At 65.0% G+C, this 508-nt stretch carries 2 protein-coding genes; both read left to right on the top strand.

Annotation, left to right across the window (positions count from 1 at the left end; genetic code table 11):
• Positions 1-267, top strand: a 267-nt coding sequence (locus QWZ14_RS28900) for a hypothetical protein (protein ID WP_290320532.1), incomplete at its 5' end; no start/stop codon positions are given.
• A gap of 53 nt (positions 268-320) precedes the next feature.
• Positions 321-508, top strand: a 188-nt coding sequence (locus tag QWZ14_RS28905; RefSeq protein WP_290320533.1) for a hypothetical protein, incomplete at its 3' end; no start/stop codon positions are given.

Consider the following 508-nt stretch of genomic DNA (forward strand, 5'->3'; position numbering starts at 1 on the left):
CGCGACCCCAAGGGAGCGACGCCCCTCCCGGCCCAGGGCCAGTCGGACGTGACCATGCAGCAAACGATCCAGGAGACGCACCAGGGCGTGCAAGCGCTGCAGATCCTGATCGAGCCTCCACCGGCACCCAGCCGAATGGACACGGTTCTGCAGCTGATGGAATCGATCGACGACAGGACGTTCCGGATAGAAGAGCGGCAGAAGGGCATCGAGTTGATGCTGATCGCGGTTCTGCGACATCTGCACATAGCCACCCCGACGAAATAGGCTGGGGTTGGGCCAGTATTGAAGTTGGCGTCACTGTCGGCGTCTCCGTACGCATGCCCAATCGCCGGCCCCAGGACTGGTACGAGCTCGCCCGGCTCTACCGTAAGAACCTGGCCCCGGAGGTAAGCTGCCGGGTTCGCGCGGTCCGCACTGACCCCGACGTCGGCGCCGTGCGGGTGCTGCTGGACGACGGCACGCATATCGTCGACACGGGTGACAGGATCACTGGCCATTGGCCGGG

It is taken from the genome of Paeniroseomonas aquatica, from assembly GCF_030409335.1.
Classification (GTDB): domain Bacteria; phylum Pseudomonadota; class Alphaproteobacteria; order Acetobacterales; family Acetobacteraceae; genus Belnapia; species Belnapia aquatica.